The organism is Marinicrinis lubricantis (genome assembly GCF_042658665.1).
In the GTDB taxonomy this organism is placed as follows: Bacteria; Bacillota; Bacilli; order Paenibacillales; family KCTC-33676; genus Marinicrinis; species Marinicrinis lubricantis.
On sequence record NZ_JBHSQV010000054.1, the window covers coordinates 1 to 675 of the forward strand.

Annotated in this window: 1 pseudogene; it reads left to right on the top strand. The window is 55.6% G+C overall.

Annotated features, from left to right (window positions below):
* A pseudogene (locus ACFPXP_RS07990) lies at nucleotides 1-675 on the top strand (IS5/IS1182 family transposase); the annotation flags it as partial.

Genomic DNA, 675 nt, shown 5'->3' on the forward strand with positions numbered 1-675 from the left:
AAGCGCTCGGAACCGGATCCGAACCAAGGGACGCTGTTGCTTGACGCAACCTGTGCGCCCGCCGACATCGCGTATCCGACCGACATCACACTATTGAATGAGGCTCGCGAGAAGCTGGAAGGGATCATCGACACGTTGCACGAGCCGCACGTGGGTCAACGCCCGAAACCGCGCACCTATCGAGAAAAGGCACGTCGCGCGTACTTGGCTCTCGCCAAGCAGCGCCGAATCGGACATCGAGCACTGCGCCGGGGAATCGGCAAGCAACTCACCTTCATCAAGCGAGACCTTCGCATCATTGAAGAACTGGCGGCGAACACACCGCTCACAGTGCTCAGCAAACGGCAGTACAAACAGCTGCTCGTCATTCAAGAGTTGTATCGCCAGCAACGAATGATGCATACGAAGCGAGTCCATCATGTGGAGGATCGAATCGTCAGCATTCATCAACCGCATATTCGCCCGATCGTTCGGGGGAAAGCCAAAGCGAAAGTCGAATTTGGGGCGAAGGTGTCTGTCAGTATGGTGCAAGGGTTCGCCTTCTTGGAGCGTCGGCAATGGGACAACTTCAACGAAGGCGTCACCTTGATCGAATCGGTAGAGACGTATAAGAACCGCTTTGGTGTGTACCCAAAGGAGGTTCTGGCCGACCAAATCTATCGGAATCGTGAGAAC